The 24,748-nt window shown below is 68.3% G+C and carries 23 protein-coding genes; 21 read left to right on the top strand and 2 right to left on the bottom strand.

The annotated features are described in order from the left end of the window. The 6 genes from ACL03I_RS13635 (at position 1) to ACL03I_RS13610 (ending at position 6,261) form a co-directional block, all read left to right on the top strand. On the top strand, positions 1–1,401 hold the full coding sequence (locus ACL03I_RS13635; RefSeq protein ID WP_412806130.1) for a nucleotidyltransferase domain-containing protein: 1,401 nt from the start codon (positions 1–3) through the stop codon (positions 1,399–1,401). Further along, complete coding sequence (locus ACL03I_RS13630) at positions 1,398–2,132, top strand: HAD family hydrolase (protein WP_412806129.1); 735 nt, start codon at positions 1,398–1,400, stop codon at positions 2,130–2,132. Before ACL03I_RS13635 ends, ACL03I_RS13630 begins: the two co-directional genes overlap by 4 nt. After that, positions 2,117–3,058, top strand: a complete 942-nt coding sequence (locus ACL03I_RS13625; RefSeq protein ID WP_355070713.1) for a diacylglycerol/lipid kinase family protein — start codon at positions 2,117–2,119, stop codon at positions 3,056–3,058. The genes ACL03I_RS13630 and ACL03I_RS13625 overlap by 16 nt, the downstream gene beginning before the upstream one ends. After that, positions 3,055–3,915: an SDR family NAD(P)-dependent oxidoreductase gene (locus tag ACL03I_RS13620; RefSeq protein WP_412806128.1), complete on the top strand. Its 861-nt coding sequence runs from the start codon at positions 3,055–3,057 to the stop codon at positions 3,913–3,915. The genes ACL03I_RS13625 and ACL03I_RS13620 overlap by 4 nt, the downstream gene beginning before the upstream one ends. 178 nt (positions 3,916–4,093) lie before the next feature. After that, positions 4,094–5,344 (top strand): tyrosine-type recombinase/integrase, encoded by a 1,251-nt coding sequence (locus ACL03I_RS13615; RefSeq protein WP_412806127.1) that lies wholly within the window; start codon positions 4,094–4,096, stop codon positions 5,342–5,344. A 581-nt stretch (positions 5,345–5,925) separates the two neighbouring features. Next, complete coding sequence (locus tag ACL03I_RS13610) at positions 5,926–6,261, top strand: hypothetical protein (protein ID WP_412806126.1); 336 nt, start codon at positions 5,926–5,928, stop codon at positions 6,259–6,261. 172 nt (positions 6,262–6,433) lie between these two features. Here ACL03I_RS13610 and ACL03I_RS13605 read toward each other — a convergent pair whose 3' ends face one another. Together ACL03I_RS13605 and ACL03I_RS13600 are read right to left on the bottom strand one after the other, a co-directional pair. Continuing rightward, complete coding sequence (locus tag ACL03I_RS13605; protein ID WP_412806125.1) at positions 6,434–7,228, bottom strand: SAM-dependent methyltransferase; 795 nt, start codon at positions 7,226–7,228, stop codon at positions 6,434–6,436. 859 nt (positions 7,229–8,087) lie between these two features. Next, positions 8,088–8,897 carry an MmyB family transcriptional regulator gene (locus tag ACL03I_RS13600; RefSeq protein WP_412806124.1) on the bottom strand — a complete coding sequence of 270 codons (810 nt, stop codon included), beginning with the start codon at positions 8,895–8,897 and terminating at the stop codon, positions 8,088–8,090. A gap of 813 nt (positions 8,898–9,710) precedes the next feature. On the opposite strand from ACL03I_RS13600, the gene ACL03I_RS13595 reads away from it, so the two are divergent. The 15 genes from ACL03I_RS13595 to ACL03I_RS13525 all read left to right on the top strand — a co-directional run bounded on the left by ACL03I_RS13595 (position 9,711) and on the right by ACL03I_RS13525 (position 24,655). Further along, positions 9,711–10,469: a hypothetical protein gene (locus tag ACL03I_RS13595; RefSeq protein WP_412806123.1), complete on the top strand. Its 759-nt coding sequence runs from the start codon at positions 9,711–9,713 to the stop codon at positions 10,467–10,469. 11 nt (positions 10,470–10,480) lie between these two features. Continuing rightward, positions 10,481–11,719, top strand: coding sequence for a cutinase family protein (locus ACL03I_RS13590; protein WP_412806122.1), 1,239 nt, complete (start codon positions 10,481–10,483; stop codon positions 11,717–11,719). After that, positions 11,716–12,840: a lipase family protein gene (locus tag ACL03I_RS13585; RefSeq protein WP_412806121.1), complete on the top strand. Its 1,125-nt coding sequence runs from the start codon at positions 11,716–11,718 to the stop codon at positions 12,838–12,840. Before ACL03I_RS13590 ends, ACL03I_RS13585 begins: the two co-directional genes overlap by 4 nt. Positions 12,841–12,975: 135 nt before the next feature. Further along, positions 12,976–14,430, top strand: a complete 1,455-nt coding sequence (locus ACL03I_RS13580; protein ID WP_412806120.1) for a cutinase family protein — start codon at positions 12,976–12,978, stop codon at positions 14,428–14,430. Between the two features lie 129 nt (positions 14,431–14,559). Further along, positions 14,560–15,270: a hypothetical protein gene (locus ACL03I_RS13575; protein WP_412806119.1), complete on the top strand. Its 711-nt coding sequence runs from the start codon at positions 14,560–14,562 to the stop codon at positions 15,268–15,270. A 99-nt stretch (positions 15,271–15,369) separates the two neighbouring features. Then, positions 15,370–15,930, top strand: coding sequence for a hypothetical protein (locus tag ACL03I_RS13570; protein WP_412806118.1), 561 nt, complete (start codon positions 15,370–15,372; stop codon positions 15,928–15,930). After that, positions 15,927–16,223 carry a hypothetical protein gene (locus tag ACL03I_RS13565; RefSeq protein WP_412806117.1) on the top strand — a complete coding sequence of 99 codons (297 nt, stop codon included), beginning with the start codon at positions 15,927–15,929 and terminating at the stop codon, positions 16,221–16,223. The genes ACL03I_RS13570 and ACL03I_RS13565 overlap by 4 nt, the downstream gene beginning before the upstream one ends. 2 nt (positions 16,224–16,225) lie before the next feature. Further along, entirely contained in the window at positions 16,226–17,206 is a 981-nt protein-coding gene (locus tag ACL03I_RS13560; protein ID WP_412806116.1) for an alpha/beta fold hydrolase, read from the top strand. Further along, entirely contained in the window at positions 17,193–17,426 is a 234-nt protein-coding gene (locus ACL03I_RS13555) for a hypothetical protein (protein ID WP_412806115.1), read from the top strand. Before ACL03I_RS13560 ends, ACL03I_RS13555 begins: the two co-directional genes overlap by 14 nt. Positions 17,427–17,443: 17 nt before the next feature. Then, complete coding sequence (locus ACL03I_RS13550) at positions 17,444–18,082, top strand: hypothetical protein (RefSeq protein WP_412806114.1); 639 nt, start codon at positions 17,444–17,446, stop codon at positions 18,080–18,082. Positions 18,083–18,100: 18 nt separating this feature from the next. Beyond that, on the top strand, positions 18,101–18,907 hold the full coding sequence (locus ACL03I_RS13545; RefSeq protein ID WP_412806113.1) for a hypothetical protein: 807 nt from the start codon (positions 18,101–18,103) through the stop codon (positions 18,905–18,907). Beyond that, positions 18,904–20,352: a hypothetical protein gene (locus ACL03I_RS13540; RefSeq protein WP_412806112.1), complete on the top strand. Its 1,449-nt coding sequence runs from the start codon at positions 18,904–18,906 to the stop codon at positions 20,350–20,352. The genes ACL03I_RS13545 and ACL03I_RS13540 overlap by 4 nt, the downstream gene beginning before the upstream one ends. Next, on the top strand, positions 20,349–21,815 hold the full coding sequence (locus ACL03I_RS13535) for an SCO6880 family protein (protein WP_412806111.1): 1,467 nt from the start codon (positions 20,349–20,351) through the stop codon (positions 21,813–21,815). Before ACL03I_RS13540 ends, ACL03I_RS13535 begins: the two co-directional genes overlap by 4 nt. After that, the gene (locus ACL03I_RS13530; protein WP_412806110.1) at positions 21,812–23,524 is read left to right on the top strand and encodes a hypothetical protein; all 1,713 of its coding nucleotides are present in this window, start codon (positions 21,812–21,814) and stop codon (positions 23,522–23,524) included. Before ACL03I_RS13535 ends, ACL03I_RS13530 begins: the two co-directional genes overlap by 4 nt. Before the next feature lie 6 nt (positions 23,525–23,530). Continuing rightward, a complete protein-coding gene (locus ACL03I_RS13525) occupies positions 23,531–24,655 on the top strand; it encodes a C40 family peptidase (RefSeq protein ID WP_412806109.1) in 1,125 nt (374 codons plus the stop codon). Positions 24,656–24,748 lie beyond the last annotated feature (93 nt).

Genomic DNA, 24,748 nt, shown 5'->3' with positions numbered 1-24,748 from the left:
ATGACCGCCACCGTGATCGCCGCGGCCGGGACCGACGCCGAACGGCTGCTGGTACACGCCGCGCTGGCCGCACCCAGCGGCGAAGAACGCGCGGAACTGGTCGAGCTGGCCCACCGGGTCACCGATTGGGCGGCCTTCTTCGAGTTGGCACAGCTCAACGCGACCGTCCCGCTGGCGCGGCGCTCGCTGATCGCCGCCGAGGTGTACGAGCTGGTGCCGCCCCTGGTCCGGGTGCGGTTCGACGCCGTCACCGAGCAAATCGCGACCGCCAACGACCGCCGCCTGGCCGGGGCGGTGGAGCTGGTGCGGCGGCTCGACGAACGCGGTGTGCGCTGCGTGGTGCTCAAGGGCATGCTCTTCGCCACCGAGATCTACCGCGACCCGCGCTACAAGCGCATGAACGACCTGGACATCCTGCTGGAACCGGACCAGGTCGACACGGCCGTCGAGGTCTACCGTGAACTCGGCCTGTTCGCGACCTCCGAGCTGCTCGGCAAGCCGCCCAAGGCGCGGGCCGAGCGATCCCACCACCTGCCGTCGTTCGTCTCGCGCGACGGCGCGCTCGTGGTGGGCACGCACTGGGGCCTGATCACGCCGCTGGCGCCCTACACGGTCGACTACACCGCGATATGGAAGCGTGTGCGTCCCATCGACTTCCACGGCGTACCCGCGTGGGCGATGGCGCACGAGGACAACCTGCACCATCTGGGCATCCACCTGCCCTACTACAAAACCGGCGTACGCGAACTCGGCGACATCTGGAACCTGGCCCGATACGCGGGCACGGACCTCGACTACGACCTGCTTTCCGCTCAGATCGCGGCGGCGGGCAGCGAGGGCCTGATGTACCACGCCCTCGCCCTCGCGCACCGGCTGGTGCCGAACCCCGACTTCGCGGCGCTGCTGGACCGGATCGCGCCCCGCGTGGACCGATTCACCCGCGCCGACACCGCGCGCAAGGTCGCCGACGTGCACACGTTGCTGCGCAGCCGTTCCACCCACACCTCCCGGATCGAGAAGGCCTACACCGAATTCAATATGACCGCTGACGCGCGGGAGAAGCTGGACGGCTTCGCGCGGCTGTGGTCCGGGCTGCTCCTGGTCCCCGGCGCCGAGGCGGCCAGGATGAGTTCGCTGCGCGATCCGGGCGCGGTGGCCGCCGTCGGGGCCCGATTGGTCGCGCCCTACCGTCTGACCAGGGTGTTCCAGCGTGACCTCGGCCGGTGGCTGTTCCCCGCCGCGCTGGCCAAGACGGTCTACGACCTCGGCGCGGCATACGCTGGGGAACTTCGGTCCCGCACCGGGCTCGGCGGTGCGCGGCCGCCCGGCATCGACGACTACGCCGCCCGCCTCGGGCTGACCAGAGCGGACCTGCGAGCAGTACTGGACAGCCAGGAATGAGCCCACGGCCGACCGTGATGTGGGATCTGGACGGCACGTTGATCGGGCAGCGGCGGCGCACCTTCGCGACGCTGATGCCCGCGGGCGCGGCTTGGGTGTTCCGCGATCTCGTCCCACCGCACCGCTTCCTGCCCCTGCTGCGCCGCACGCTGGGTGACGTGCGCGCCAACGACAGCGACCACACCAACACGGAGCTGATGGTGCTGCTGCTCGCCCAGCGTCTCGGCACCGGCCGTGACGTGGTCGCGGACCGCCTCACCCGGTTGGCCGAGGTCGAATTCGCGCGGCTGCGAGCGTGTTTCCCACCGCGCCCGGCGGCGGTGGCGACGGTGCGCGGGCTGGCGGAGGCGGGTGCGCGGCAAGTGGTCGCGACCAACCCGTTGTGGCCGCGCAGCACCGTCGAGGCCAGGATCCGTTGGGGCGGAATCGATCTCGCTTCGTTCGCCTTCGTCACCAGCGGTGACACCATGCACCGCGCCAAGCCGCGGCTCGAGTTCTATCGCGAACTGCTCGACCAGTTGGGCGCGGCCGCGGGTGACTGCGTCATGGTCGGCAACGACCCGGCTCACGACGGTCCCGCCGCGCAACTGGGCATCCCGGTCTTCCTGGTCGGCCCGCCCACCACCGGCATACCGCCGGCCGTGGCCCGGACCGGACTGGTCACGGTGGGGGATCACCACGCACTACGCCGATGGCTCGGCATCGAGGAGGATTCGTGCTCGTCGTCCTGAACCCGCGAGCGAACGCGGGTACCGCGCTGCGGCGCTGGGAGCCGGTGGAATCGGCCCTGCGCGCCCGTCACCCGCACCTGTCGGTCGAACTGCCCGCCGACGCCGGGCACGCCACCGACCTCGTGCGCGCGGCCGTCACCCGGCCCGATCCGCCGCCGGTGCTGGTCGCCGCGGGCGGCGACGGCATGGTCAACCTGGTGCTGAACGCGCTCATGGACCCGGCAACCGACCACCCGCGCGCTCCCGGCTGCGCACTGGGCGCGGTGGGGCTGGGCAGTTCGAACGACTTCCACAAACCGGTGCCCGGCACCGGACGTATCGGCACCGTTCCGGTGCGGGTCGACGCCGCGCGCGCCGAATTCGTCGACGTGGGCAAGGCGTGCGTGCTGCTGGCCGACGGCACGCGTGCGGTGCGCTACTTCCTGCTCAACGCCAGCATGGGGCTGGTCGCCGCGGGCAATCATTCCTTCAACCACGCCACCGGGGTGGTCGGCTGGCTCAAGTCGCGCAGCGTGGAGGCCGCCATCATCGCCACCGCACTCGCCACCCTTGCCACCCATCGGCCGCTGCCCGTCGCCGTTCGTGGCGGCGACTGGAGCCACGCGGCCCCGATCACCAACATCGGCGTGCTCAAGAGCGTGCACTTCGCCGGCGGCATGCGCTACGACACGGCGGTCACCCGCGCCGACGGCCGGTTCGATGTGAACATCTGGGCCGAGGCGGGGAAGCTCAGGACGCTCGGCTTGGTCGCGGGACTGTACGCGGGCCGATTCCGGCGGTCGCCGCTGGCGGTATGCCATCGCGATTCGGTCGTGGAGCTGCGGCCGGATCGTCCGGCGCCGCTGGAGTTGGACGGCGAGGTCACGATGGTGGAGTCGGCGCGGCTGGAGGTTCTGCCGCGGGTACTGAAGGTGTGTGCCGCGTGACGGTGGTGCTCGTCACCGGAGCGGCCAACGGCATGGGCGCGGCCACCATGGAACGCCTTGCGGCGCTGGGGTACACGGTCGAGGGATGCGACCGGGTCGTCGCGTCCGGAATCGCCCGGGTCGACGTGCGCGACGAAGAGGCGGTGAACCGCTGGGTTCGCGACGTGCACGCCAGGCACGGCAGCATCCATGCGGTCGTCACCTTCGCGGCGTACGGCGTCGTCGGCGCGGTCGAGGAGACCACGCCCGCGGAGGCCGCGGCGCTCTATGACACCAACGTCCTCGGCACGCACCGAGTACTGCGCGCGGTGCTGCCGTTGCTGCGCGCCCGAGGCGCAGGCCGCGTGATCGTCGTCAGTTCGGGAGCGGGCGCCGTCGCCGAGCCATACGGCGGTTGGTACTCGGCTACGAAGGCCGCCGTCGAGCGGATCGGCGAAGCCGCGCGCATCGAGGCCGCCGGGTCGGGCATCCAGGTGTCGGTACTCATCCCGGGATGGACCGTCACCCCGATCATCGACACGGCGCGACACGTGTCGAGCCCGATCTCCGCCTACGACCACGACCGCGCCGCCGTTCTGGACCTCGTACGCGGCTACTTGGCCGCGGGACAGCCCGCCGCCGCGGTGGCCGACAAGGTCGCGATGATCCTGGCCTCGGACCGGCCACGGCAGACCTACCTGTGCGGCCGTGACGTCCGCTTGTCCTTCTGGACCCGCAGGCTGCTCCCGAGCCGGGTATACGAGCGAATGGTGCGCCGATACTACGGTTTCCGGCCGGAGCCTGCCCGCCCGCTGCCGAACGCCTTGCCCGGCGAGCTGCGGGCCACCACTGGTCTGCGGTCACCGGCGGACGGCTGACCAGGGCTTTTCCGGGCGGCCGGGCGGAGGGATCGACACCCCGCCCGGCCGCGTGGAACCCCCAGGTCATCAGCCCTTTCAGTACACTTGTTTCGGTGCCGCGTCACCACCGCGGTCACCACTTCGCTTCTCGAGGTCACAACGCGTCGACCGACGTCGACACCGAGGAGCTTCTCCGATGCCCACGCCCCGCCCGCGGCCGCGCAAGGACGGCACGGTCAACTGGCAGGTCCCCTTCCACTACTACGACACCGACGGCACACGCCGTCAGTCCTCGCAATCATTCGACGACTACGCCAAGGCCCAGTGGTGGGCCGGCCTGATCGACCGTGTCGGGATCAACGAGGCCCTGAAGGTCCTCGACACCGAACACGACGCCGAATCCGGCACCGTGCTGCTGGTCGAGTGGCTGACCAAGTACGTCAACCGGCTGACCGGGGTCCAAGAGGATGGCCGCCGCAAATACCTCGCCTACATCCGCAACGACATCACCCCATTCTTCGGCGAACGCGCCCCGTTGGACGCGGTCACCCAGGACACCGACGCCGCCTGGATCGTCTACCTGCAGCAGGACAAGGGCAACTCACCCAAGACGATCTCCAACAAACATGCGTTTCTCAGCGCGGCGCTGCGCGCTGCGGTGGAGCAACGGCCGGTGCCGTTGCTGCCCTACAACCCCTGCGCGGGGATGCGGTTGCCGCGCCACGACCGCGCGGAGATCGACATCTTCGACAACGACGAATGGGAACTGTTCGAGCAGCTGCTGGGCCGGCGGTGGCGCCCCCAAGCCGAATTCGGGCTGGTCTCTATGGCACGGCCCAGCGAGGTCGGTGCCCTGCTGGTCCGTGACATCGACCCGGTCACCGGTGCGGTGCGGATCAGCAAGGCGTGGAAGGCCCGCGGCAGCAGGCTCGTGCTCGGCAAACCCAAGTCCAAGCGCGGCATCCGGACGGTCAACGTGCCGCTCGAGACCCTACAGCGGCTCGATCTCGAGCGGCCGGGGGACAGCTTGCTGTTCCACACCGACAACGACACACCGGTCACCGCCTACCACTTCTACAAAAACGGCTGGCAACCCGCGCTGCGCCGCCTGGACGTGCTGGCGCGCAGGGATCGCAGGCTGCTGCGCAACAAGGCACTGTGGCGTGATGCCAACCCGGTAGATCTGCTTGCCCGGTTCGAGCACGCGATCCGTACGCTCAGCGGCAAGGTCCTGACCCCGTATACGCTGCGCCATACCGGAATTTCGTGGAAACTGCAGGACGGTGTTCCGATCTTCGTCGTCTCCCGCGATGCGGGGCACGAATCGGTCAACACCACCGACCGCTACTACGGCCACAACGACCGCAAAGCTAGCGAATCTGCCGCACAGGTCATCGCGGGCCGACTCCCCAGAATACGCGCCAGCATGCTCAGCACCGTCGCCTGAGCCGCGACCGCCCACGTGTCAGCGCGACAGCGAATTTCCCAAATGCGATAAAGACGGGATAGATTCGAGCCGTCAACTGTGTGAGCGATCGGACGGTAGGCGCGAATACCCCTGAATGAGCCCCGAACCGCCGCAGACCGGTTCGGGGCTCGTTCGGATTCCGAGGTCCTTGCAGGGAGAAGTCAGATCTTCAGCTAGCCATCTGAGGATTGCCGGAGAATAGCTTTCGTTGGGATTGTCGGTGTGCCGACTCCCTGGCCCGCCGAAGATGGCGACCGAACCTTCAGAGGGCTCGGGTGTGAGCCGCTGCAGTCGTGGGCGATCTGGGCAGCCACATGCCACTTGGCGGATCCCGGGTCCGTTCGAAGCTTCACCAACCACTGTTCAAATGTCATCGCTGACAGGCCCGTGACTTGCATACCCGGTGGTTTAATGGGCCAAAAGGTTCGATTCCCCCAGGCGGCTCCAAGGAAAGGTCAGGTCAACGGCGGTTCCGGTACGCTGGAACGGACCTGGTGTCATCATCGCCGTCATCAACCGCTTCTCAGGCGACGTGTCTTCCGACAACCGGAAGGTGCACCATGGCCTCCACACCCCGCCCGCGGCCCCGCAGCGACGGCAGCGTCGCCTGGCAGGTCTACTTCTACTACCGCGACACCGATCGCAAGCGCCGTCAATCGTCGGAGACCTTCGAGGAGTACGCCGAGGCCCAGTGGTGGGCCGAACTCATCGACAAGGTCGGCGTCGAGGAGGCGCTGAAGGTCCTCGCAGCCAAGCGCGACATCGGCTCTGATGTGATTCTTCAGCTCGTCGCGGCGGCCCGCCCGCTTCGAGCCTCTCACCCCCGCTGCCTGCGGCGGCCCTGCCCATCGCCCCCCTCAGCGAATGGCTTTGACCCGTTTAAGTACAAGTTCTAGTCGCGGGCTGGCTTCCGGGACGGGCCAGGTAAGTCGCCCGCGTGCCATCCCCCATGCAGCCGCAATCTAGGCTTCAAATGTCATGACGCATCCGGAAATGCCTTGGCCGCTCGAGACCGAGGCGATGGGAGAGCAGGCGCCCCGAAGGGAAGCGATAGGACGGTTGCGCCGGTCAGGGCTTGCGGCCGACGGCGGCATAGCACGAGACTTTCGCATCGTGAGACTCCGGTGGTGAGATTATGCCGTTGGGCCGCCACCTGTGGGGTGGGACGATGCCGGGCTCGACGAGTTCGAGGTCGTGGAAGAGCGCGGCGAACTCCTCGCGGTTTCGTTCGCGGGCGTTGATACCTCGGGCGCGGTAGATCTCGCGGACGACCGCCACTTGGGCAGGGTCGTAGTCTCCGGTCACTTGGCAGATCACGACATAGGAACCGGGTGCGAAGGCGTCGAGGTAGGTGCCGACCAGCTGTGTGGCGTCCCCGTCGATGAAGTGCGACAGCGCTATCAGCGATAGTCCGACCGGCTGGGATAGATCGATGGTGTCGCGTAGTTGCGGGGAGCGCAGGATCGAGTCAGGGTCTGTGGCGTCGGCGTGGAGGTAGGCGGTGGCGCCGTCGGGGTGGCTGGCTATCAGGGCATGTGACTGTGCGAGGACGATCGGGTCGTTGTCGACGTAGACGATGCGTGCGTCGGGCGCGAGGTTCTGGGCGATCTGGTGCAGGTTGGGCTCGGTCGGGATTCCGGTGCCGATGTCGAGGAACTGTCGTATTCCTGCGGACGCAAGGAACTGGGTGCTGCGCTGCATGAACGCCCGGTTGACGCGCGCCGCGACTTGGATTGTGGGCCATACGCCGAGGATTTCTTTTGCCGCGCTGCGATCAGCGTCGTAGTTGTTCGTGCCGCCGAGGAAGTAGTCGTACATCCGCGCGGGGTGCGGTCTGTCCGATTCCTGGTTTACATTCCCCATCACCCGAACCTCCCCGCGCCCATGAATCCGGCTGGCACACAGCCTAATCGCTCTGCGGACAGCGCCATCGATGGAAGTGACAGGCGACACATCCGGGGCCGGATGGTAATCGGGATGAAGGTCACCGCTGCCGCAGGGAGCCCTCGGTCCGTGGGCAATGTGTTCCGCTCTGGAATCGGCCGTTCAGTGCGGTGCTGTTGGTGTGTCATCGTTGCTCGGATTGTGGCGGTATCGCCCGCCGTCGGCGGGTGGCCCGCCGTCGTGTGGCGCGCGGCCGGCTGGAAGCGTCTGATGCGGGGGTGTCGGGTCTCGAGGCTGATTTGGCAGGGCGGCTGGTGGACTCGATCGCGGCGGCGATGTCGCTGGCGGTCAAGAACCAGGTACGGCCTGCTTTATGGCCGGGCAGCCGTCCGGCTTTGAGTTGTTCCTCGTACCAACGGCGCGATTTGCGCAGCGCACGAGCACCGACGGCGATCGGATAAGTCGGTTCGTGGGGAACATTCGGTGGTTGCGGTGGACTGTCTGCGTCGTCTGTCATGTCGAACTCCCGAAAGGAAACAAACGGTGTGCGATAGGCCCAGCGAATCGCTTCTGTCAGCGGGTGCGTATTTCGTGTCGACTTCGCCAGCAAATAGGCAATGACGAGATCTGTGTCGTCGACAGCTGAGGCTCCAGCGGCCTTCGACGCTGATGCGAATGATCGATGCCAACACCTTGCCCCTGGAGCAGGGGCAAGGTGTCGAGGGGCTCGGACTTGGCTGATGCACGATGGAAGGGAAGATCATCTCCTCAACGGAAAAACGCGCCTGCGGCCGCCAGCTTAGGCGTGTCGCGTGCGCGTGTCGGTATCGTCCGGCGGCTAGGTGACCGGAGGGCCGGAGTAGGGCTTGCGAATGGCAGTGAGCAGCAGGACGTCTTGGCTCTGGCTGACGTCGGCGACGCTGAGCCGGTAGGAGGCCAGCTCGCCGGTCTCGGGGTCGCGCATGTGCAACAGTTCGTTGGTGTCGCGGCCGTAGGCCACGCGGATGCTGGACGTCCATAGCCGCTGGAACTCCTTGTGCGGGCGTAGCTGACGCATCAGGTCGTGGGCTTGTTCGGAGTCGCGGTAACGACCCAAGACGGCCTTGAGAGTGGCCACGGAGTGGGCCGCTTCTTTGGGGTTCTGTGGGAAGACGGGGCGCGCGTGCGAGCTGAACAGCCAGGTCGGAATGCATTCGGTCTTGTCCAGGCCAGGCAACGCCGCGCGGAAGGAATCGTTGCAGGCCAGCACATTCCAGACCGGGTCGACGTAAGCGGCCAGAATGTCGCGTTGTTCGAGGTCGTGCAGGTGCTCGATCAACGCGTCGTTGGCGGTCACGCACTCGCGCAACTTGTCAGCTGGAGCGAGATGCTCGGCAGGAGCGCGTAGTTCGCGCAGGTGCCGCGCCATCATCGCATCGAGCCGGTAGCCGGAGATGATCTTCTCCAGCGTCTCGAAGGTCGGCACATAGCGGTCGTGCTCGATGTTGAACAGGTGGGACGGGCTGATGCCGTGACGCTGCTGGGCACCGTTGCGCGACAGCCCCAGGTCTTCCCGGATCAGCAGGCAGGTGCTGCCCAGGGTCGGGATACGCGGCAGCGGCTTGTCTGCGGCGCTGCCGGAGGAACGACGTGTGGTAGCTCGAGTCATGCTTAATGGCCCCCATATGGTGTCTTCCGTCACATGGCGAGCGGGCGATACGATGAAAGGTTGCTCACCGGGTCGAACGTTTCTTCCTACCAGAACGCACGGTGCTCGGCAAGGCAATTAAACATTCAACTACGCCTGTAAGTAGCTGGCCCGAAGCATGCTTCGTCGAGCGGTCGACATGATTCACCGCCGCCGACGGTAGATGTGCCAAAAAACTTTCTTTGCCAGTCTGATTGTCAAACGGGTGGCAAACCCACTGCATACCGGCTGAAAAGCGCCTTGACAGTTTCGCTCTCACCTAAAAGTAGGAGAGGCAAAACCCTAGCCTTCCAGCGGTTTTCAAGGTTTGGATTGGTTTGCAAGTCCGAACCAAACGAGAGGAACAAACCGTGGACCCCTTCGTGATACTGGGTGGGGTGAACGCCGTACTGTCGGTGCTGTCGAACGGCCTGTCCGTGGCAGCGCAGGCACTGGCGCTCATCCTGCCCTTCATCTGACGCGAACCGCCTGAGAAGCGCCCTGCCAGAGGCTGATCGGCCTCTGGCAGGCGCAGCGAGCCGCCGCCCGGCTCATCGCGTCCACGCAGCAACCTCCCTCACCCGCCCTGATGATGAAAAGGGTTTATTTCGCATGCACGGAAACAGGACAACCCGTCGACAGACCGCGTCCGTCCGCCGCAGAACCACGGCGGCAGAACGATATCGCACACCCGCCAACCTCCATTGCGGCAGCCGTGCCCTGCTTGCCGGTGCGGTGCCGCTGGCGATGATGCTGGCGGCTGCCACCACAGCGCACGCTGCCGATACAGCGGCAGTGATCGCCGATCAGCCCGGTGTGACCAGCCCCGCCCAGCCCGGCACGACCACACCGCCGCCGCCTCCACCACCGGCACCGGCACCGGAGCTCGAGCCGGTACCCGCGCCTTCGGAGCCCGCGCCTCCGGTGTACTACTCGCAGCCGCCGGAGGTCCGCAACGCCGCGCCGTCGCGGCCGGCGCCGCCGCCGGAGCAGCCGGTGGAGCCGGTCCGGATCGAGGAACTGCACCTGCCCGAGCCGGTGGAGCCGGTGGCACCGATCGAGCCGCCGGAGAACACGATTCGGGTCGGTCAGTGGCAGGCCCCGCGCCCGGAGTGGCTGCCGCCGGAATACGCGGACGTCATCAATGACGTCGCCGCGAACGCCGAAGCACAGGTCGCGACCGCGCTGGATTCGATCGGGATCCCCGCCGGGCGCTCCGACCGCGTCAGTGGCGCCACGCTCGCCGGCGCGGGTATCGGTGGCGCGCTCGGCGCTGCCGTGGCCGGTGTCCCAGCTGCTGCCGCGGGCGCGGTGGTCGGTGGCCTGATCGGCGGCACCGTCGGTGGTATCGCTGGCGCCGCGCTCGGCACGGTGGTGCCGGTACCCGTCATCGGCGAAGTGACCTCCGGCGTCGCCGGAACCGCGCTCGGCGCCGCCGCTGGCGCCGCTGCCGGCGCCGCGATCGCTGGCATCCCGGCCGCGGCGGTCGGCGCGGTCGCCGCCGGAACCGTTGGTGCGGGCTTCGGCGCAGGAGTGGGGGTCGGGCAGCCATGACCCTCTCGTCGTTGAGCCGCCGGCGCACCATCGCCGCCGCGATCGCGGCCTCCGCCGCGCTCGGGGTGGCCACCGGGACCACCAGCAGCGCAACTGCTGCGGCAGTGCCGATCGGTCCGGGATGTCCCGCGCTGTACATGCTGGGTGTCCAGGGCACCGGCCAGTCCTCACCCACCGCGGATCCGCTCGCCGACACCGGTGTCGTGGGCGCACTCATCGCCCCGGTCATGGCAGCGGCGCCCGGGCTGGTGCAGCGCAGCTATATCCCCTACGGTGCGGGCTTCGGTGGCGCGGTGCCCGGCGGGGGCCCGGAACCATATGCGGTGTCGGTGACCGACGCCCGCCGCCAGCTGGATGCCGCCGCGGTGCAGATCGCTGAAACCTGCCCCAGCACGTTGCTCGCAGGCATCGGATATTCGCAAGGTGCGCAGGCGATGTCGTCGTTCGCCCGCGATGTCGGCTCCGGCGTCGGACCGGTGGCCCCGGAGCGTGTCGCAGGGATCGCGCTGTATGCCCATCCTGATCGCGCAGAGGGCGCGCCGATTTTCCCAGGGCGTCCGGGGCAGACGGTCCCGGATCCTGCGCCGGGCACGAGCGGGGTGGCGGTGTCAGCGGTACTGATGTCGAACCCGCCCGCCGGTGGGGGTGGCATCGCCGACGGCGCGACCAGCTACGGGGCACTCGCCGGGCGGGTCGCCGATATTTGCACTGACGGGGACCTGGCCTGTTCCGCGCCCGACCGCGCGGCGGTGCTGCGCGTCGGGGCGGAGATTGCCGCCCAAGCCGACCTCCGCGACCCGCTGGCCGCGATCGGGTCCCTCAATGGGCTTTTGTCCGCCGCGCTGGGCGAGGCGTGGACCACCCTGGTACTCAACGACTTCCAGGCCGGTGGCGGCAACATCGACTACCTCCCGCAGTTGCCGCTGGCAGCTCGGCTGGTGGATGCCGCTGATCCTCGCAATCCGGCACCGGCCCCGGAGGAGATCGGGGCTGCGGCTGCGCGGTGGGACGAGATCACCGCCATCGTGGCGGCGAATCCGCTCGGGGTGCTGCCCAAGCTGACCGGTCAGCTGGCTGCGGCATGGGGACAGTTGGTCTCCGACAACGCCGATCTGGTCGATCCCGCGGTGTGGGCGCGTTTCGCAGACACCGTCGCCCGGCACAACAACTACGCCGTCAACGGCCAGCTGAACTCGGGCATCGCCTGGATGGTCGCCCTCGCCCACGACATCGCAGGAGGCCAGCCGTGACCGATCCGATCTCGATCGACGACGACGACTTCTACACCAGCCCCGTCACCGGCATCGACGCCCCGCCCGGACAACTTCTGCGCCGCCGCCCCATCACCCTCCCCGGGTTGGCGGGCGCGGGCCAGGCATGGCAAGTCGTGTATGCCACGACGGGTTCCCGGGCACCGATCCCGGCCTCCGGCACCATGATCACCGCCAGCCCGGTCGCCGGGATTACCAGTCCGGGCCCGGTACTGGTGTACTGCCCGTCCTTCCACGGTCTCGGGGGGCGCTGCGCGCCGTCACAATTGCTGGCCGAGGGCCGCGAGCCGGAATCTCACTTCATCGCCACAGTTTTGGAGCGCGGCTGGATTGTGGCTGTTCCCGACGGGCCGTGCTTGGGTATGACGGGCCTGGGTCCGCATCAGTTCCTGGCCGGAGCCGCGGGCGCGCACGCCGTGCTCGACCTAGCACGCGCAACCCGCCACCTGCCCGAACACGGCGACGCCGGGCCGTGCGTGGTGTGGGGGTATGGCGACGGCGGCCGCAACGCGGTGTGGGCCGCCGAACAACAACCGCAATATGCCCCGGAGCTGGATCTGCGGGGCGTGGCCGCCGGGGGCGTCGTCGCCGATCCGGGCGCGCTCCTCGCGGGGATCGACGGCGGGCCGTGGGCGGGGCTGGCGGTTGCCGGGCTCATCGGGCTCAGTCGCGCGTACTCCCACTTGCCGAACGGGCACCTGCTCACCGATGCCGGCCGCGAGACTGTCGAACAGGCTCACGGGCTCGACGCCGCAGAGCTGTTGCTCACCTACCGCAATCAGCCCCTGGGCGGCTGGTGTGAGCGGTCGGATCCGTGGAACGACCCGATCTGGCGATATGTGCTGGCCAACGAGACCAGCGGCCGCGCTGCCCCGCAGGTGCCGGTGCACCTGTACCACGGCACCCAAGACGCCCTAGTGCCGGTTGCGATCGGCCGCAGTTTGTTCGCCGAATACCGCTCTTTGGGGATGGATTTGAGCTGGCGGGAGTACTCGACCAGTCATGTGGGCGCCGCCAGAGACGGTGCCGCGGAGGCCATCGTCCGGCTGGCTGGCTACCTGCAACGCCACCCCACCCCACCCACCCCGCAGACCACCTGAATCGCCTGCCCGCACTACGACCCCCGCCGTGTGTGCGGGCAGGCCCCCAACCAGATCGAATCGAGGTCAACGCCCATGCCTCCCCGCTACAGCACCGGCACTCGTGCACGGCGCCACGCCGCCGTGGCGATGCTCGTGACGGCTACTGTCTCGCTCACCACTGTCGTCAGCACCGCACAGGCGGACACCACTGGCGTGCCGCTTGGGACGGCATGCCCGGTCCTGTACGCGTTCGGGGTGCAGGGCAGTGAAGAGGCTGCCCCGGAGGCCGGGCTCAACAGCGACTCCGGCGCGCTCGGGCAGGTATTCGGCCCGCTGGCCGCTGCGGCGGGGGATCTGGTGCAACGCGCCTACATCCCGTACGGGTACGTATCCGACGGCAGCGCATTGCCGTACGAGGCAGCGGTCAGCGCTGCGGGTGAGCGTTTGGAACAGATGGCCGCCGAAGTCGTAGCGCGCTGCCCGAACACGAAGATCGCCGCCGCCGGCTACGCCCACGGCGCACCCGCGGTCTCGCGGTTCGCCGAACGCGTCGGTACAGGCAACGCGCGCATCAGGCCGGACAGCATCGCCGCGATCGCCTTGTTGGCCAATCCGAACCGCGCCACGAACACCCCGGTTCTGCCCGGTCGGCCCGACAGCACCACCCCGTCCGCGGCACCCGGAACCACGGGACACAGGGTTGCCACGATCTCGCTGTTGAACCAGCCGTTGACCGGCGCCGGGATCACCGCCGCACTGACGGCGTCGAGCGACTACGCGGCATTGACAGGGCGCGTCGCGGACCTGTGCGTGGCCGGAGACGCGACCTGCGACACCCCACCCGGACACAATCTGGCCACCACGGCCGCGAACATCGCCGCCCGCTCGGACCTGCATGACCCGATCGCGGCGATCTCCATCATCGCCGAAGCCTTGACCACGACGGTGTTCACCACCGCGGTGGGCGTGATCAACGAGGACCTCACCGGGACCAGTCTGGATCAACTGTCGTATCAGCCTACGAAACCGCTCGGGCAACGGCTTGCCGAAGCCTCCACCCCGGGCGCGGCCCCACCGGGGCCGAGCGAGGCCCTCGCGGCGCTGTTCAAAATCGGCACCATCGGGTTGAACGCGGTGGTGACGGTCGCGCGGAAAGTGTTCACCCCGGCAACGATCACCGAATTGGCGACCGTCGGACTGGCCAACCCGTGGGCGGCCGTCGCCAGCCTCGGCGCGAAACTCGCCACCGCCGTGGTCGAGCTGGTACCGCCGCAGACGGCCAGCCGCTGGGTGAACGAGGCATTCGACGCGATCACCAGCACCGTCACCGACCACCAGCAGCTCTACACCCTCGCCGCTGCCGCGCAATACAGCGACACCAGTGGCCGCCACGGCTCCTACCGAACCACACCGGTCACATCCACCGGCCGATCGGCGCTGGCCGCGACCGCCGACTGGTTCACCGCCGTCGCCCGCGACCTCGCGGCCACCGGTTCACCCCCGGCCGCACCACAATCCACCGCCCCGTGGACATCGTCTGCACCCACGACGGCACCCGCCACCAGCACCGCCGTACCGGGGGCGCCGACATCCAGCGGCGGTCCGTAAAGACCCCTTCGGGCGGATCCCGCCCAATCCGCAGACGTACCCAAGCCTTGTCTGCTGATTCTCCCCTGGCACCCCGCCCGAAGGGCCCACAATCCCGCGCCACCACACACCAAGGAGGTGAAACCTACGATGCCCCACAACCGAGCCCACACCGACACCAGCAGCGACCACGGCTGGGGCTGGCTGCAACCGACCGAACCCACCGCACTCTCGCCACTCCCGAACACGACCCACGACCCGGAGCGCGATGGCGAGCAATGGCGATGGATCAACCCGCAGCAGCCCTCACCACAACGGCCCATGCCGGGGCGGAGGCGCACGAGGGTGCCGCGCCGCGTGTGGGTCGGGCTCGCCACCGGCCTCGGTGGCGCTGTCGTGCTCGCCGGGTTGGGTTTCAGCTGGGTCGCCGACACCCCGGATACCGTCACGGCGATCCCAACCCTGACCGCAGCTCCACCGGCGACAACGCCGCACCTCAGCGGTGCGTGCACGGGTTTGTCCGGGCAGACGGTCACCGACTCCGCGGGCGATACCCGCAGTGTGGCTGGGGTGATCGCGGCGTTCGAGCACGCCTACTACGTCCAGCGCAACGCTGAAGCAGCTATGCGGCTCGTCGGCCCCGATGCCGGACTCGCCGTCGAGGCGTTAGCCGCAGGCATCGCCTCCATCCCGGCCGGGACCACACATTGCGTCGCGATCACCCCGATCGCTGGCAGCGCTGCGGAGGTGCACGTGGTCCAGCAGTCCCCCGACGGGGAGCGCATCGACTACCTGCAACTGATCAACCTCCGCCACGACCTCGCCGGTGTCGTGATCACCAACATTCAGAAGCGGGGTTGACCGATGGCCGCACCGCTACACCTTCACCGAGACGACCGCCCCCGGGTGATGGGGCGACTTGAGGCGGGAACGGTCGCCGCGCCGGAACAGCTTGCACCGGTGCGCGAGACGCCACTGCCGACCACGGGAGCGCATGCGCCGTTGTTCGCGGTGCTCGGCGCGCACGGCGGTGCAGGAGCTTCCACCCTGGCGCGGTGGTGGGCACCAGCCGCCGACACCGGCCTGGCCTGGCCCGCCTCACCCCGGACAACCCAGCGGGTGATCGTCGCCGCCCGATTGTGCATGCCCGGCCTGACCGCCGCCGCCGACCGGCTACGTGAATGGCACGCCGGGCTGGCACCGGACGGGGTGCAGGTGATCGGGCTCGTGCTGACCGCCGCGCGCCCAGGGCAAGTCCCCATGGTCGTGCGCCGGTACCGCTCGGTCGTGGCCCAGTTGGTCGAGCACGTCTACCAGATCGCCTGGCACGACGAACTCCTCAGCTGCGAACTCACCGACCTGGCGCAGTACGTGCCGTTCGGCCCACAACCGCCGCGCCGATCCCGGTTGACCGAAGCCGTTCCCGCCGATGTGCACCACGCCGGGACTCAGATCATCACCCACCTCGCCGCGACACGTAGCGGTGCTGCGACGCAACCAGATTCGGAGCGAACGCCATGACCACCGTCTACGCGGTCACCGGGGCGGTCACCGTGCTCGCCCAGCAAATCCAGATCACCCCGACCACCCCACCCGGGGCGGACAAGCTGGTCAATCTCGTCAACTACCTGTCCTGGATCGTCACCCTCGCCGGAATCGGGGCCTTGATCTATGCCGGAGGCAAATTCGGGTGGGAACGCTTCCACGGCGGTGCGGTCGAGTCACCCAAGATCATCCTGGGCGCGCTGGTCGGTGGCATCATCGCCACCAGCGCAGGTCAGATCATGAACGCCGCCGTCACCGGAGGCGGATAGTAATGCGCTACATCCGAATTCATTCCCAGTTCTCCACCGCCGCAGAGTCGGTTGTCGCCGGACGAGAACCGGCCGGGGGCGGTGACGACTGCTTGCGGCCGTTCACCGTTCATGGCCCCGACGGGGTGCGGCTATCGGGAGCCCACCTGGGCCCAGCGTCGGCGCTGGCGACGGTGGTCTACGTCCACGGCACGCTCACCGACTCCAGCTACTGGAATCCGCTGACCGCATACCTTCACCAACGCCTCGTCGGCGGTATCGCTCAGATCGTCTACGACCAGCGCGGCCACAGGCAAAGCCACAGCGACCCGAACCGCCCCGGCCGCCGCGCCACGATGGACGCCCTCGTCGGCGACCTCGACGCCGTGCTGACCGCGGCGAGCGGGGCGGTGGTGCTGGTAGCGCATTCAGTGGCGTCGCTGCTGGTGCAAGCATGGATCGCGACTTTTCCGGACCGCGCGCGCCGCTTGGCCGGTGTCGTGCTGCTCAACGGATGCGCAGAGTTCCCCCCCGTCCCAGCATTAGTCGACGGCCGATGGACCACACGCCGAGTGCGGCGGCGAGGCATCGATCTCATCGAGCAACTCCACGCCTACCTGTATCTCGACCCACGGGCCTACCTGCGCCACTCCAGGACGCTCCGGCCGTGCCCGCGCGTGCGGGGTGTGGGTCTGACACCGCAGTACCTGGACTCAGTCGTCGACGACTTGGCCGTGTATGCCGCGATCACTCTGACCCCGAAGGTCGCGAGCGTGATGCGCAGCATCCCGAGCTGGGTTGTCGCAGGTGATCTCGATCCCGTCGTCACCCCGAGCCACGCGCAAGTTCTGGCTGAACGGATCTGGGCGGACTTCGAGAACGTCCCTGGCGCCGGTCACTCTCTTCCGTACGTCGAACCGGTCAAGGCCGCCGAGCCGATCCTGGCCGCCCTCGAGGTCGCCTACCGCACCCATCAACAGGACACAGCCCATGCTGACCGCTAAACCGCTACCCCCGCCGGTGCTTTCGCCGTTGACACAGCTACTGGGTTGGCTGGCGTGGTTCGTGCTGCTGCTGTGCATCGCCCGCGTGGTCTGGGTCGGCGGTCTGCTGGCGATTCGGCTTTATCGCGAGGAAGCCGTCGAAGGACTCGTCGGCGCCCTGGCAGCCGCGGTCCTGCTCGGTTCGGCCAGCTCGCTGGCTCTCGCCGTCCTACCTACCTAACCGAGGAGACCGTTCACGTGCACCCGTCCCGCACACGACGAATCGCCGCTTTGACGGCCCTGGCCCTCACAGGACCGATTGCCGCCGGTGTGGTTGCCTGCGGCAGTGCCGACACCCGCGACCCGGCACCCGACCACGGCTCCACTGCCACCACCGTCGCACCTACCGCAGTGCGGTGGCAGCCGTTTCAAGGCGTCGACCTACCGGTCGCCGAAGAAGGTCCCCGCCGCATCGACGGGCCGGTGGCCACCGGGTTCGACCGGACTCCGGCCGGTGCCGCGCTGGCTGCCATCCAGGCGACAGTGCGGATGTCCATCGCCACAGACAGCCAATGGTCTGTGGTCGGGCAGCGGATGCTCGCTCCCGGAGCGGGCCGCGACGCCTGGGCGACCGCGCGCGCCCAGATCTCAATCACCGGCCCGATCACCGAAGACCCGCCGAAAGTCCTCGGGTATGTGATCACCCGCTACACCCTCGACGCCACCGACGTCGACATCTACAGCATCCAGCCCGACAACTCTGTCACCCGCAACACCACCACCGTCGTCTGGCACGGCGACGACTGGCGCCTACAGCTACCCGACCACCCGACCACCGCGCCGGTCGCCGGCCTCGCCGTGCCGCCACCCGACCTCGTCACGCTCGCGCCGCGCTGAGAAGAGACCCGACACCCCATGAAATCCCATCGTCTGCTGACCATCCTGCTCACCGGCATCACTGCCGTCGTGATCGCGGTGTTCGTGCTGACCGTCACCAACGACAACGGTGCCCCCAACCGCCCCGCCGATCCCGGCAGTTCGAGTGCCCCGGCCACGCGAACGTTTCCCGACCAGTCGCCGTCCACACCGGCACTGCCGCCGACCACCGATCTGTTCGGCAACCGCCTGGAAGTCACCGGCGACGACGCCGGTTCGGCCCTTCCTCAGGATCCGAGCACCCGCCCGGACCCGACCCGGCCGGACTACTTGACCGCCTCACCTGCCCGGATGCGATGGCAGCGCGGCTGGGGTGGCGCCGCGCTGCCGGTGTCGGGCAGCGACGGCCCCGCCCGCATCGAGCACGGCATCGCGACCGGGTTCGCTCGCACACCCCAAGGTGCGGCGCTGGCCGCAGCGGATGCCCTTGCGCGTGTTCTGGCGGCCCCGGACGGGGTGTGGCAGCAGGTGGTGCGCGAACGCTACTACGGCGGCGGACAGCCGCTTCAGGATCGGTTCGCCCGCTCCCGTCAGCGCACGCCCGGCGCCGCCCGCTACGTCGTGGTTCCCGACGGGGTGCGGATCCAGCCCGGCTACCGCGACGACCTCGCGGTCGTGCAGTTCGCCACCCACGACGAGCTCGGCTACACCATCTCCACCTGGCCGATGGCTTGGATCGACGACGACTGGCGCGTGCGAGTGCCCGACGACCTCGAAACACTCTGGGGCCCTGGCACTTCGACACCGACTCTGGCCGGATTCGGCTCGTGGAAGGCCACACCATGACCGAATTCTTCTCTGCCCAGGCACCACATGACGCTGTGCCATGGCGTGCGCAGTTGCCTCCGTTGCCACCTTCGGATGTGTGCGATATACCGCTGGGACCCCAGCAGGCGTGTGAACAACTGGGCCAGGCCGCTAGTGACGCAGCAGGCTCCGCCCTCGACAACGTCGTCGACGCGATGCTCGACAGTTTCGCCAAAGGGCTTCGGCTCGTCATGAACTGGTGGACCACTACCCCGTCGCCGCAGCTCACCGGCGCGGGAGGTGAGCCCGGTGCAGCGCTGTCGGCGATCCGTGATTACAGCGGTGGGCTTCAGGTGCTGTTGCTGACGACTGGGATCATGTTCGCCGCCGCGCGGTTGGCGTTGGCCAAGCGGGGTGGGGTCGCGGGCGAGGCGCAGGAGAGCTTCCTGATGTTGGCGCGGGCGGTGTTCTCGTCGATGGCCTTCGCCGCGATGATCACCGCCGGAACCCGCGCTGGTGATGCCTTCGCCGTCTGGGTCCTGTTCGACGCCAGCCGCGGAGACTTCGACGGCGTCGTCGACCGGTTGACGGCGTTCGACACCGAGACCTGGTCCTCGCTCGGCACCGGCATGCTGCTGTTGATAGGTCTGCTCGGTGCCATCAGCGCGCTCATCCAGCTGGTGATGCTGGTGGTGCGGCAAGCGCTGCTGATCCTGGTCGTGGCGGTAATTCCGCTGGCTGCTGCGGCGTCGGGCACTGGTCCCGGGTCACAAGCATACAAAAAGCTGTTGAGCTGGTCGCTGGCGTTCGTACTGTTCAAACCGGTCGGCGCACTCGTCTACGCGATCGCGTTCACCGTGATCGGTCATGAGGAACAACACGATCCGCAGCTGGTCCTGCTCGGGTTGATCCTGCTGGTGATGAGCGTGATCGTGCTTCCCGCGCTGATCCGGTTGGTCGCCCCAGCTGTGGCAACTCTCGGTGGTGGGGGTGGTACGGCAGCTGTGCTGGCCGGTGGCGGCGCCGGTATCGCCATGGCGGCGATGGGGGAACGCTCGAATGCGCGCAAGGTCAGCGAAGGCGAGAACGCACCTGGCGGCCCGGCCCCGGGCACACCTCCTCCTGCCGGCCCGTCCGGCGGCGGCGGAGGCGGCGGTGGCCGCCCGATGCCCGGCAGCGATGGTGGCACGAACCCCGCATCCAATAGCGCTGGCACCAGCGGCAGTAGTCCAGGCGCTTCGTCCGACCGCGGCGGTGGAGGTCGTCCTGCCACGTCCGGGGCTGGCAAGCCGACGACGGCGTCCAGTGCAGGCAGCGGTGTTGGGGAAGCCGCCGGTGCTGCGGGCGCGGGAGCGGTGGTGGGCGCGCAGATGGTCGAAGACGCTGCACAGCAGACCGTCTCGGCAATCGAGAGCCAGACCCGTGAGGCACCCGCGACAAGTTTGGACCCGGATGCTTTGGGGCCGGGGGAGGTGCGTCGATGACTGCACGCATGTATGGCCGCTGGGAGCGTCCCCGTTCCGCCGGGTTCTTCGGTCTGACCTGGGGCGTGTCGATGCTCGGGCTCGGGTTGATCATCATGGTGATGGTCGGGTTCTTGATCACCCGATCCCTGCTGGCGGCCGGGGTGCTCATCCTCGGCAGCGCGGTGGTGTTCACCCCGCTGGCAGTCACCCACGACGGCCGCACCGGCTGGGAGATCGTCTTGTTGCGGGTCCAGTTCGCCGCCGCCCGCGCCCGCGGCGAACACCTTTACCGCGCCGGACGATTCTCACGGCTTCCGGGAATCGCCAAACTTCCTGGACTCCTGGCCGATTCGCGACTGAGTGAGTACGAGACGGCAGGCGGAAAGCGGTTCGCGATGCTCCACATCCGTCGCAGCGACCACTACTCGGTTGTGTTGAAGGTGATCCCGCGCGGCAAGGAGCTGGTCGACCAAGCCCAGATCGACGCCTGGGTCGAAGGCTACGGCCAGTTCCTGGCCACCCAAAGCCGTGGCGGAGAAGTGGTCGCGGTGTGCTCGGTGCTGGAGAACGTGGTCGAAACCCGCCTCAAGCAGACACGGGAGGTCGCCCGCCTGGTCCGCAAGGTCGCGCCGGACTATGCGCAGGCGGTGATGCGGGAAGCCGCCGCCGATATCGGCGGGGTCGGAGTGCACATCGAAGCCCGGATCGCGATCACCTACCGCGCCATCGGCAAAGGCCGCCGCGACGACGCCGAGCAGGCCCGCGAGATCGGGCAACGCCTGCAAGGCGTGCTCTCCCAACTCTCCCGCGCGGGACTTCCCGCGACCCCCCTGCAGGCATGGGAGGTCCTCGGACTGGTGCGCAGCCGCTACGACCTCGCCGCTCAACGCGATGTTGAAACCGCTGGCCCAGCGATCACCAGCACGCAGTCGTGGGACTCCGTCGGTCCGCTCGCGCATCAGGATCGTTGGGATCACTATGTCCACGACGGCGCCCGCTCGATCACGTGGGAGATGGACGCCGCGCCACGCGGCGCGGTGATGGAGACCGTGCTCGAGGAGCTGCTGCGCCCCCGCGCGGATGTGCCACGCAAGCGGGTCGCGATCGTGTACCGGTTGCATTCGGCGGCCGAGGCCACCACTCTTGTCGACTCCGATTTCCGTGACGCGGTCGCGGCCGAGCAGACCGAACGCGGCATCGCCTCGGCGTCGGCACGGATCCGGGTGGGAAACACCCAAGCCGCCCGCGAGGAACAGGCCCGCGGCGCCGGGCTGACTCGCTTCGGGATCCTGGTCACCGTCACCGACAACCTCGACGGCGACCTACCGGGAATCGAAGCGTCGGTGAAGGGGATGGCCGCGGCGTCTCGGTTGAGTGTGCGCCGCTGCTACGGCACCCAAGCCGCCGCCTTCGCTGCCAGCTTGGGAATCGGACTGATCCTGCCCGAGCACACCTCGATCTCCAAGCGGGTGTCGGCGTGACCAAACCCCGCAGTGAGAAAACGGTACGGGCCGCCCGGACCGAAACCGTCGCCGGGGTGCGGGTGCTCACCCCTTCGGCGCGCGCCGCGATCCAGGCGGCAGCCGTCCAGCCTGGCCTGCGCGGTTGGTGGGCGAGGCTGGCGATATCGAGCGATGATCATCGACGCGCCACCGCTGCCCGCCTCGCGGGAGATCGTGGCGGGGATGGCTTCGACCGATCGCTGGCGAGTCTGTCCGACCGCGGGTATCGCGGGCTCGGCGGCGGCCGCGCCGCCGTCGTGGCAACCACCCCGGAATGGCGGGCGACCACTGTGCAGGTCGCCGGGCTGTGGCCGTTTGCCGTCGGTGCCAGCGCTCCGACCGTCGGCACCCCTGTCGGGGCGCACTACATCACCGGCACACCGGTGCATTTCGACCCGATGTCCTGGTTCCTCAAAGGGTTCATCACCGCGCCGATCGTGTTTGTGCTTGCGCTCAACGGGTTCGGAAAATCGTCGTTGATCCGGCGGATGGTTACTGGCGCGGTCGCGGCCGGGGAGACCGTGTTGTGCATGGGCGACACCAAACCCGATTACCGCGACCTCGTCGAACAGTTGGGTGGTCAGGTCGTTGATGTCGGTTATGGCCACGGCACCGTGAATCCTCTCGACGTCGGCGCTCTCGGTGCCGTGGTCGAACAGCTCACCGACCCGGACCAGCGCCGCCAAGTCGCCGCTCGCGTGGAAGCCGGCCAAGTCAACATCGTCGCCGGGCTGATCGAGCTCGTGCGCGGCTCCCGAGTTGCCGACTACGAAGAAGTGCTGCTGGCCGCCGGGCTGCGCCAGCTCTACAGCCCCACGGGCGGCTTCACCTATCAGCGCCCGCCGCTGCTGTCGGACCTGCTCGACGTCATCTCCGGTGGTGCCGAACAACTGCGCCAGTTCGCCGAAGAGGACGACGAGACCGCTTACCGTGCCAGCACCAAAACCCTGCGCCGCTCGTTGCGGGCGCTGGTCGAAGGTCCGTTCGGGGCGATCTTCAACGGGCCCACCACCACCCGGCTGGACCTCGGCAGTCCGGCGGTGTGTGTGGATGTCTCCCGTATCCCCGAAGGCGACACCAAACTGCTGGCCGCGGTGTTGATGGTGTGCTGGAGCGAAGGTTTCGGCGCGGTCGCCGCCGCCCATGCCCTCGCCGACGCGGGGCTCGCGCCGCCACGCACGTTCGAGGTCGTCATGGACGAGATCTGGCGTGTCCTCGGGGTGGGGGAGTTCATGGTCGACCGGGTCGACGCCCTCACTCGGTTGAACCGGACGCTGGGCACGGGGTTGATCCTGTGTAGCCACACCATCAAAGACCTGGCCGCGTTCGACTCCCCGTCCGCGCAGGCGAAAGCCCTCGGGTTCTTCGAACGAGCACGGGCAAAGCTGATCGGACCCGTGGGCCCGGAAGAGATCAACCGCATCCGCGCGGCGGTCGGCATCACCGACACCGAGAAGCTTCTGGTCACCTCGTGGGCTGCGCCGCGGCCGCCCAGCGACGACGACTTGGATCCGGCCCGGCGCGAAACACCGCCCGGCACTGGCTGCTTCCTGCTGAAGACCGGTGAGGCGAACGAGCCAGGAATCCCATTCCGGATGGTGTTCACCCCGACCGAACGGGCCGCGGACGTCCACAACACCAACCGACGTTTCGACAACCTTCCCGGCGCGGGGGAGGCGAGCAGGTGAGCACCGATGGACACCGCATCGAAAACCGTGACCGCGACCGCACTCGGGCTCCCGATAGCGCTGCTTCTGTTGATCTTGGTGATCCTCGGCGTCGAGCAGACCTCGTCGTGTGCGGCACCGTTGTCGGCGGGGGCGGCGGGCGGGATGAGTGGCCCGACCGGCCAGACGGTGGCGGGGTTGTCGGAATCGCAGTTGCAGCTGGCGCGCAACGGGGTGGCGATTGGCAAGCAGCGTGGCATGCCGCAGAACGTGATCGTCGCCGAACTCGCCGCCCAGGCAACCGAATCGACGTTCCGGAACTTGGCGAATCCGGCGGTGCCGGAGTCGTTGAACTACACAAACGACGGGCTCGGGTTCGATCACGATTCGGTCGGCCCGCACCAGATGCGCGCCAGCGTCTGGGGGTCGGTCGGCATCGCGAAACTGATGGACCCCATCTATCAGATCAACTGGTTCTACGACCACGCCACACAGCTGGGCGCCGCAGCGGAGCGGATGTCACCGGCCGAACTGGCTCAGGCGATCGAACGGTCCGCACCCAACGCCTACAGCGGGCAGTTGGAGTTGGCGCGGCGACTGTATGCGACGTTCGCCGACCTCGACCCAGGATCGATGGCCCGCATGCCGGGCGGGCCGCCCGCTGCCGGGTGCGGAACCACCGGCTCCGGCAAGCCGCTGCCGGTGGAGACGAGTGCGTTCGGGCGGGCGGTGATCGAGCACGGCGCGCGTTGGATCGGCACACCCTACGTGTGGGGCGGCGGGGATGTGAACGGTCCGACTGGCGGTGGGTTCGACTGTTCCGGCCTGACCCTCTACGCCGTTTACCACGCCTCCGGGGGTCGGATTCGGCTGCCGCATTACACCCAAGCCCAGCAAGACCACCCCACCGCGGAACCGGTTCCCTTCGCTCAGCGAGCACCGGGAGACTTGGTCTTCTTCACCGCCCCGGGCGATGCGGATTCCCATCACGTCGGCATCTACTACGGCCGCGATGCACAGGGCCGCGACCTGCTGCTACACGCGCCGCAATCCGGGCAGACCGTCACCCTCACCCCACTGAGCGCATGGGACGGCGAACGCGTGGACGTGCGCCGCTACAGCAACCCACTCCCAGGAGATCGAAATGTGTGATCAACCCCTTTCCCCCGATCATGGCACGCCGCAGAAGCGGTGCCCGGCAATCGGCGTTATGCACGCTGACCAGGAGGCGTTCATGAACCGACA

The sequence above is a fragment of the Nocardia sichangensis genome (assembly GCF_047200615.1).
In the GTDB taxonomy this organism is placed as follows: domain Bacteria; phylum Actinomycetota; class Actinomycetes; order Mycobacteriales; family Mycobacteriaceae; genus Nocardia; species Nocardia sichangensis.
The sequence above is the reverse complement of the archived record's forward strand: the minus strand, read 5'-3'. Positions and strand labels throughout refer to the sequence as shown.